This window comes from Intrasporangium sp. (genome assembly GCF_039812505.1).
In the GTDB taxonomy this organism is placed as follows: domain Bacteria; phylum Actinomycetota; class Actinomycetes; order Actinomycetales; family Dermatophilaceae; genus Intrasporangium_A.
On record NZ_JBDIAQ010000155.1, the window covers coordinates 1 to 8,245 of the forward strand.

The window sequence follows — 8,245 nt, forward strand, 5'->3', positions numbered from 1 at the left end:
GGCGTCGGCGAGCGAGGGCATGCGCGCATTCTCCCAGAGCGCAGTCGTCCCGCAGGGGCAGTGGTATGCCGCTCGCCTCCCTCCCGATCGACAGTGCGCAACTCCGGATCGACAGTGCGCAAACCCCGATCGACAGTGCGCAACTCCGGATCGACAGTGCGCAACTCCGGATCGACAGTGCGCGACTCCGGATCGACAGTGCGCAAATCCCGATCGACAGTGCAGCACTCCCGATCGACAGTCTCGCTCCACTGGTCGACGGCGCCGGCTCGGACTCGTCCCGCAGCGGCCAGACCTCAGCCGAGCCGCTCCTCGAGCCGGGCGAGGATGCCGCGGCAGGCTGCCTCGACCTCCCGGAAGCAGCGCGCGAACTCGGCTTCGCCGCCATACCAAGGGTCGTCGGTCTCGAGGGTGCCGGCCGCGACGGCGGCGGGGTCGAACTCGCGCACGAGGTGGATCTTCGCGCGGTCCACGTCGGTGTGCGCCAGCTGATGCAGCGTGCGCACGTGGCCGCGGTCGGCGGCCAGGACGAGATCGACCTCGTCGAAGGTGCGTCGCTCGAACTGCCTTGCCCGGTGGGTCGTCCCGTCGTAGCCGTGCTGTTCGAGCACGTCGATGGTGCGCGGGTCGGCGGGATTGCCGACATGCCAGCCGCCGGTACCGCTCGAGGTGATCCGGACTCGGTCGGCGAGGCCCGCCCGCTCGACGAGTCCGGTGAGGATGACCTCACCCATCGGCGACCGGCAGATGTTGCCGGTGCACACGAAGGTGACGTGCACGGTGCCAGCCGCCATGGGCCCATTCAACACCGTCCCTCGTCACGTGCCCGGCCGCGGGTCCGAAGGCAGTGTCGGTGGCGGCTGCAACGGTGTCTTCATGACGACAGGGCAGGGGTCGGGCGGGCCGGAGGATCTCGCGGTGCAGTTCGCGGAGTGCGTCGCGGCGCGTGACGTGGTGGGGATCGTGCGGTTGTATGCCGCCGACGCCGTGGTCAGCCTGCGTGACGGTCGCGAGGCCGTCGGGTCCACCGCGATCGGGGCAGCGTTCGCGGCGGCGCTCGAGCGGGGCTTCGACCTCGCGGTCGAGCCGGTCGGCGCCCCCATCGTCCGTAGCGGCGTGGCCTGCACGTCGAGCCGCACAACGGACGGCCGGGTGTGCACCCAGGTCGCGCGCCGGGAGCCGGACGGGACGTGGCGCTGGCTGCGCGACGGGTTCCGCCTGCGTGCGCTCCGCCTCGAGGAGGTGATGCCGATGGACCGGGACGTCGCCTGACCTCGGGGGGTGGCTCCGGGGGCCGGGCCCGGGTCCGGCCGACGCCCGTGGCCGCGAGCGACGGCGTAGGTTTCCCCTGTGCCAGCTGCCGATCCCGCCGACCCGGTCGACGCGACGGCTCGCAGCTCGCACCTGATCGACCTGACCCCGCTGCGGGTCAGCCCGGCGTTCGCGCGCCTGTGGGCCGGCAACACCCTCTCGGGTATCGGCGCGGTCATGACGAACATCGCCGTGGCCCTGCACATCTACGACCTGACGCAGTCGACGTTCATGGTGTCGCTCGTCGCGTGGTTCTCGCTCGTCCCGATGGTCGCGGCCGGGCTCTACGGCGGGGCGATCGCGGACCGGTTCGACCGGCGCGCGGTGGCGTTGATCGCCTCCGTCGTCGCCTGGTTCTCGACGGTGTGCCTGGCGACCGTGGCGTGGGGCCGGTTCGAGGCGGTGTGGGCCTTCTACGTCATCACGACCGTCAACGCCGTGGCCGCGACGGTCGCCTCGGCGACACGGCAGGCCATCACGCCACGACTGCTCCCGGTGGTGCTGCTGCCCCAGGCCGCCGCGCTGAACGGCATCTCGATGGGGGTCATGGTGACGCTGGGACCGGCTGTGGCCGGCCTGCTCGTGGCGCGCGTCGGCTACCCGTGGACCTACACCACCGACGTGATCCTGTTCGTCTTCGGCTTCCTCGGGCTCTGGACCCTGCCGAGCATCCAACCCGAGCGCGCGCCGGACGGGCACCTCGTGCACGGCATCGAGGCGGTACGTCACGGGCTGCGCTACCTGCGCGACGCCCCGAACATCCGGATGAGCTTCGTCGTCGACATCGTCGCGATGACGTTCGGCCAGCCCATCGTGCTCTTCCCGGCCGTAGGCGCAATCGTGCTCGGTGGGGGCGCCATGACCGTCGGCCTGCTCACCGCCGCCTACGCCGTCGGGGGGATCGCCTCGAGCCTCCTGTCAGGGCGGCTCACCGCGATCCGCCGGCAGGGCAGGGCGATCCGCACCGCGATAGCGTCGTACGGTCTGGCGATCGCCGGACTGGGCGTCGTCCTCGGCGTCACGACGCTGGGCGGCTGGTCGGTCCGGTCGCCGGACTTCGCCGACGTGAGCGTCCCGGGGCTGGCCGCCTCGTGCCTGTGCCTCGTCTGGGCCGGAGCGTCCGACAACGTCAGCATGATCTTCCGAACCACGATCCTGCAGGCCGCCGTGCCCGATGCGATCCGCGGCCGGATCCAGGGGATCTCCACGGTCGTCGTCACCGGCGGGCCGCGGCTCGGCCAGATGTTCGCCGGGACGCTCGCTGCGGTCACCGTGACCTGGCTGCCGCCCTTCGCCGGGGGCCTGCTCGTGGTTGCTGTCGTCTGGGTCTGGGTGGGCCGGGTGCCTTCGTTCCGCGACTACGACGCGCTCGATCCTCGTCCCTGAGGTCAGCCTCCCCAGCCTCCTCCGGGACGGACTGAGCGGGTGGAACAGGTCTTGGGCCCGGCCGCGCTGACGCGACCCGATCAACACCAGGGGAGGTGCCGACCGGCGCGCGGAGGTGCGCTCAGCGGCATACGGCGTGACACGTCGGTAGGGAACCCACGCGTCAGTCCGGGAAGCCGTTCGGGTTGGCCTGCTGCCAGCGCCACGTGTCGACGCACATGTCGTCGACGGAGCGGGTCGTCGCCCAGCCCAGCTCGGCGTTGGCCTTGTGCGGGTCGGCGTACGACACCGCGACGTCGCCCGCCCGACGCCCGACGACGCGGTGCGGCAGCTCGTGCCCGACCGCCCGCTCGAACGCGTGCAGCATCTCGAGCACCGACGTGCTCCGGCCGGTGCCGAGGTTCCAGACCCCGACCGGCTCGTCCATGGTGCCGAGCCGCGTCAGGGCGGCCAGGTGCCCGGCCGCCAGGTCCTCGACGTGGATGTAGTCGCGCTCGCCGGTGCCGTCGCGGGTCGGGTAGTCGTCGCCGTAGACCGACAGGTACTCCCGCCGGCCGACCGCGACCTGCGCGATGTAGGGCACCAGGTTGTTGGGGATGCCCTGCGGGTCCTCGCCGATGGTGCCGCTCACGTGCGCGCCGACCGGGTTGAAGTAGCGCAGCAGCGCGAACCGCATCGCCGGGTTGGCCACCGCGACGTCGCGCAGGATCTGCTCCTGCATCACCTTGGTCCAGCCGTACGGGTTGGTTGCCGAGGTGGGGCGGTCCTCGGTGGCGGCCTCCTGGTCGAGGCCGTAGACGGTCGCCGACGACGAGAAGACGAGCTTGTCGACCCCGTGACGCTGCATCGCGCGCACGAGCGAGAACGTCGTGCCGAGGTTGTTCTCGTAGTACTCGAGCGGCAGCTCGACGCTCTCGCCGACCGCCTTCAGGCCGGCGAAGTGGATGACGGCGTCGATGTGCTCGTTGGCGAACAGGAGCTCGGTCTTGTCGTGGTCGCGCAGGTCGAACGCGTGGACCGGCAGGTGTTCGCCGGTCAGCGCCTCGAGCCGGTTCACGACCGACGGCTTGCTGTTCGCGAAGTTGTCGACGATGACGACCTCGTGCCCGGCGGCGACGAGCTGGACGACGGTGTGCGAGCCGATGTAGCCGGCCCCTCCGCTGACGAGTACGCGCATGGTCGCCAAGCCTAACGACCAAGTGGTATGCCGCTCACCTCGTGGCGCACGCGGGTGGCCTCAGCCTGCGGTTGCCACCCGGATGCGCCGCAGCCACTCGGCCCTCTCGTGCCGGGCGCGGAGTGCTTCCGCGAGCGAGGTGTCGACGAAGCGGACCTTGGTGTTCGGTTGCATCTGCCCGATCTTGTCCATGTCCGCGCTGATGACCGTGCCGACCATCATGTAGCCGCCGCCGGAGACGGCGTCGCGGTGCAGCACGATGGGCTCCTGGCCGGAGGGCACCTGGACCGATCCGATCGGGTAGCAGGCGTCGACGATGTTCGACGGGTCGTCGCCGGCCCCGAAGGGAGGGGTGCGCGGCTCGAAGCCGAGTGGTGTGCCGCCCTTGAGGCGGTAGCCGATACGGTCGGACTCGGAGGACACGGTCCAGGTGTCGGTGAGGAACCGGTCCATGGAGGCCGGTTGGACTCGGTAGTCGTAGAGGCCTCGCACCATACGGAGCTCGTACTCCTTGGCCAGCGGCAGTCGTAGGCCGTCGGGCAGCTCCGCCCCGACGACCGGGGTGCGGCCGGGCCGGCCGATCGGAAGCTGGTCACCTGCCTTGAGCGGGCGGCCCCGGTGCCCGCCGAGCCCACCGAGCGCGTAGGTGGACCGGCTGCCGAGCTTGACGGGGACCTCGATGCCACCGGCCACGGCGAGGTAGCTGCGGGCTCCGGCGGTGGCGAAGCCGAGGGTGAGGGTCTGGCCTGCTGCTACTGCGAGGACGGTGTCGGTGGGCTGGTCCTGCCCGTCGAGCTTGAGCTGCATGCGGGCCCCGGTCAGGCACACGTGGGTGGGCTCGGTGAAGACGAGTTCGGGCCCCATCAGGGCGCACTCGATCGCGGCGGCGGTCTCGGGGTTGCCCAGGAGCAGGTTCGCGGCGCGGTAGGAGATCTGGTCCATCGCGCCCGACGGGGGGATGCCGAGGTGGTAGTAGCCGCTGCGCCCGGCGTCCTGGATCGAGCTGGCCAGTCCGGGCTTGGTGATCTCAATGGGCATCGAGGGCCTCTAGCAGGGTCTTGGGGTAGCCGTCGTGGTCGGCTTCGAAGTCGTCCAGGGAGAACCGCGCAGGAGCACTGCGGAGGGTGAAGGTGTTGTGCTCGACGGCCTCGACGATCTGGTCGTACTCCGCGCGGTCGACGGGTCGGAACTTGACCACGTCGCCGGGCCGGAACAGGATCATGAACTCGCTGAGGTGCTTGACGTGCTGGTCCGGGTCGTAGATCGGCACCGGGGTGACCCCGAACATCTGGTAGCCGCCGGCACCGCGGACGGAGTAGATGCAGCTGAAGCAGCCGCCGTAGCCGACCGTGAGTGGTGGGGTGTCGGTGCGGGGTCGCAGGTACTTCGGGACCTGGATCTGCTTGTCGCGCTCGACCATCTGGTACATGAACGGCAGGCCCGCCACGAACCCGACCATCGAGACGAACCAAGGGGTGGCCGAGTGCGCTGTGATGAAGGCGTCGATGTCGCGGTAGCCGTTGACGCGGGCGGCGTACTCGAGGTCGGTCGCGTTCGGATCCTGGTGCCGGTCGCGGAACCGCATCTGGGTCTCGTTCGTCCACGGGTCGTCGTAGAGGACCGGGATCTCCAGGATGCGGGTGCTTAAGGCCCCGTGGCCCTCGCCGATGCCGGCGTCGATCTCCTCGAGGATGCCCTGCAGTCGGTGGACGTCGATCACGTCCGGGTCGAACCGGACCTGGTAGGACGCGTTGGCCGGGCAGATCTCGGTGACGCCGTCGAGGTGGCGGTCGGTGAGCTGCTGGGTGATCAGGATGCCGCGGAAGAACGCCCGCAGCGACATGCTCTCGGACAGCTCGACGAACAGGTGCTCGTCGCCGCCGAGGGTGTACCGGGCGCCGGTCACGGTTGTCTCCCCTCCAGCCACTTCTCGACCCAGGTGGTGTGGAACTCGTTGTCCCGAACCTCGGCCTGGGCCAGCAGGGTCTCGAAGAACGGCAGCGTGGTCCTGGGTCCGACCAGCCTGAGCTCGCCGAGTGCCCGGCCGAGCCGGGCCAGCGCCCGCTGCCGGTCCTCGCCCCAAACGATGAGCTTGCCGATCAGCGAGTCGTAGTAGGGCGGGATCGTCGACCCTTGGTAGACCATCGAGTCGACCCGCACACCCGGGCCCATCGGCCAGCGCAGCTCGCTGATCTGCCCGGGCGAGGGCATGAAGCCGTTGGCGGGGTCCTCGGCGTTGATCCGGACCTCGATGGCGTGCCCCTTGGGCGTGATGTCGTCCTGTCGGTACGGCAGCGGCTCGCCCTGCGCGACGGTGATCATCATCCGGATCAGGTCGACGCCGCAGATCTCCTCGGTGATGGGGTGTTCCACCTGGATCCGGGTGTTCATCTCGATGAAGAAGAAGTCCCGGGTGTCCGGGTCGTAGAGGAACTCGATGGTCCCGGCGCCCCGGTAGCCGACCGACTTGGCCAGGGCGACGGCGGCGGCGCAGAGCTCGTCGCGGGTCGCCGGGTCGAGGACCGCGGCGGGCGCCTCCTCCCAGATCTTCTGCCTGCGGCGTTGCAGGGAGCAGTCCCGTTCGTAGAAGTGGACGGCCTCGTGGCCGTCTCCCAGGATCTGGACCTCGATGTGCCGGGCTCGAGCGATGAACCGCTCCAGGTAGACCCCGTCGTCGCCGAATGCCGCGGCCGCCTCCTGCTGCGCGGCAGCGATCCCGGAGACCAGCTCGTCGGCGTCGTGGGCGACCCGGATCCCGCGGCCGCCACCGCCGGATGCCGCCTTGATCAGCACCGGGTAGCCGACGTCGGCAGCAGCCTGCACCGCTGCCTCGGTGCTCGTGATGAGCCCGTTGCTGCCCGGCACGACGGGCACTCCGGCGGCCCGGGCGGTGGCGATCGCCTCGGCCTTGTGACCCATCCGCGAGATGGTCGCCGCGTCGGGCCCGACCCAGATGAAACCGGCACCGGCCACGGCCCGGGCGAACTCGGCGTTCTCCGAGAGGAACCCGTATCCGGGGTGGATCGCATCGGCGTTCACCGTCCGCGCCGCAGCCAACAGCGCCTGGTGGTTGAGGTAGCTCTTCTTCGCGTGCGCGCCGCCGATGTGGACCGACTCGTCGGCGAGCTGCACAGCGAGTGAGTCCTCGTCGGCGTCGCTGTACGCGGCGATCGCGGTGATGCCCATCTCCTTGGCGGCGCGGACGATCCGGACCGCGATCTCTCCGCGGTTGATGACGAGCAGCCGGCGGATGGGACTCACTCGTCAGCCTCGATCCGGACCAGTACGTCGCCGATGTCGACCGGCTCCTCGGAGTCGATGCAGACCTCGACCACGGTCCCGGCGACGTCGGCGGTGACCGGGTTGAACATCTTCATCACCTCGACCAGGCCGATGGTCTCGCCGACGGCGACCTTGGCGCCTACCGTCACGAACGGCGGTGCGGTCGGCGACTCGCACTGGTAGAACGTGCCGGGCAGCGGGGAAGTCACTTCGTGGACGTTGCTCATGAGCTGCTCCTTGCGAGACGGCGGGTGGCTGCTGATCAGGTACCGCGTACGGTACGGCTGCGCGCTGCGCCCAAGGATGGCACAATGGGTGGGCGACCGGACCCCGCGCAACCGGCCCTCAGTCGGCGAACGACCGGACCACGATGCCGGCTCCGTCCAGTCCTGACCGGGTCCGGCTCATCAGCTCGTAGGCGCCCCGGGTGTCGCTGTGGATGCAGACCGACTCGAACTCGATCGCTATCGTGTTCCCCTCGACGGTGTCTACGGTCCCCTGTCGGCAGGCCTGCAGCACCTTGTCGGCCACCGTGTCAGGGTCCAACGCGCCCACGTTGCGAGTGAACACGATCTGCCCGTTGTCGCCGTAGTGCCGGTCGGCGTAGAACTCCCGGATTACCGGCTGGCCGTGCTCGCGGGCCACCGCATCGATCACGGAGCCACCCATCACCAGTACCGGCAGGTCGGGATCGACGATGCGGAGCGCCTCGATCAGCGCGGTCGCGAACTCCTCGTCGCGCGCCGCGTGCATGTACAGCGCTCCGTGCAGCTTGAAGTGCTGCAACCGGGTGCCGTTGAGGCGCACGAACTCTCGCAGTGCCCCCAGCTGGTACAGGGAGTCGTTGACCAGCTCGGCCGCGGTGGCGTTGATGTGACGGCGACCGAACCCTACGAGGTCCCGGAACCCCGGATGGACGCCGACCCCCACGCCGTACTCCTTGGCCAGGGCAACGGTCCTGACCATCGTGCTCGGGTCACCCGCGTGGAAACCGGCGGCGACGTTGACCGAGCTGACCAGAGGCATCATCTGGCGGTCGATGTCGTCGCCGAACATCCATGCACCGAAGCCTTCGCTCATGTCGCAGTT

General features: G+C 69.9%; 9 protein-coding genes. 2 read left to right on the forward strand and 7 right to left on the reverse strand.

The features are described from left to right. Positions 1 to 296: 296 nt before the first annotated feature. A complete protein-coding gene (locus WMI84_RS15350; RefSeq protein WP_347354647.1) occupies positions 297 to 794 on the reverse strand; it encodes a low molecular weight protein-tyrosine-phosphatase in 498 nt (165 codons plus the stop codon). An 82-nt stretch (positions 795 to 876) separates the two neighbouring features. Here WMI84_RS15350 and WMI84_RS15355 point away from each other — a divergent pair, with 82 nt between their 5' ends. Next, positions 877 to 1,272, forward strand: coding sequence for a hypothetical protein (locus WMI84_RS15355; RefSeq protein ID WP_347354648.1), 396 nt, complete (start codon positions 877 to 879; stop codon positions 1,270 to 1,272). A gap of 78 nt (positions 1,273 to 1,350) precedes the next feature. Then, complete coding sequence (locus WMI84_RS15360) at positions 1,351 to 2,697, forward strand: MFS transporter (protein ID WP_347354649.1); 1,347 nt, start codon at positions 1,351 to 1,353, stop codon at positions 2,695 to 2,697. A gap of 163 nt (positions 2,698 to 2,860) precedes the next feature. On the opposite strand, the gene galE is transcribed toward WMI84_RS15360, so the two are convergent. The 6 genes from galE to WMI84_RS15390 form a co-directional block, all read right to left on the reverse strand. Further along, the gene (galE, locus tag WMI84_RS15365) at positions 2,861 to 3,874 is read right to left on the reverse strand and encodes a UDP-glucose 4-epimerase GalE (protein WP_347354650.1); all 1,014 of its coding nucleotides are present in this window, start codon (positions 3,872 to 3,874) and stop codon (positions 2,861 to 2,863) included. Positions 3,875 to 3,934: 60 nt separating this feature from the next. Then, entirely contained in the window at positions 3,935 to 4,912 is a 978-nt protein-coding gene (locus WMI84_RS15370; protein WP_347354651.1) for a biotin-dependent carboxyltransferase family protein, read from the reverse strand. Then, positions 4,902 to 5,780: an allophanate hydrolase subunit 1 gene (locus tag WMI84_RS15375; RefSeq protein WP_347354652.1), complete on the reverse strand. Its 879-nt coding sequence runs from the start codon at positions 5,778 to 5,780 to the stop codon at positions 4,902 to 4,904. Before WMI84_RS15375 ends, WMI84_RS15370 begins: the two co-directional genes overlap by 11 nt. Further along, complete coding sequence (locus tag WMI84_RS15380; protein WP_347354653.1) at positions 5,777 to 7,135, reverse strand: acetyl-CoA carboxylase biotin carboxylase subunit; 1,359 nt, start codon at positions 7,133 to 7,135, stop codon at positions 5,777 to 5,779. The genes WMI84_RS15375 and WMI84_RS15380 overlap by 4 nt, the downstream gene beginning before the upstream one ends. Next, positions 7,132 to 7,383, reverse strand: a complete 252-nt coding sequence (locus WMI84_RS15385) for an acetyl-CoA carboxylase (RefSeq protein WP_347354654.1) — start codon at positions 7,381 to 7,383, stop codon at positions 7,132 to 7,134. Before WMI84_RS15385 ends, WMI84_RS15380 begins: the two co-directional genes overlap by 4 nt. 118 nt (positions 7,384 to 7,501) lie before the next feature. Then, the coding region (locus tag WMI84_RS15390) for a 5-oxoprolinase subunit PxpA (protein WP_347354655.1) at positions 7,502 to 8,245 on the reverse strand (744 nt) is incomplete at its 5' end.

What these genes read in the sequence shown, in the direction of transcription:
- WMI84_RS15370 (WP_347354651.1), bottom strand. Translation starts at nt 4,912, where the DNA reads ATGCCCATTGAGATCACCAAGCCCGGACTGGCCAGCTCGATCCAGGAC.
- galE (WP_347354650.1), bottom strand. Translation starts at nt 3,874, where the DNA reads ATGCGCGTACTCGTCAGCGGAGGGGCCGGCTACATCGGCTCGCACACC.
- WMI84_RS15350 (WP_347354647.1), bottom strand. Translation starts at nt 794, where the DNA reads ATGGCGGCTGGCACCGTGCACGTCACCTTCGTGTGCACCGGCAACATC.
- WMI84_RS15385 (WP_347354654.1), bottom strand. Translation starts at nt 7,383, where the DNA reads ATGAGCAACGTCCACGAAGTGACTTCCCCGCTGCCCGGCACGTTCTAC.
- WMI84_RS15355 (WP_347354648.1), top strand. Translation starts at nt 877, where the DNA reads ATGACGACAGGGCAGGGGTCGGGCGGGCCGGAGGATCTCGCGGTGCAG.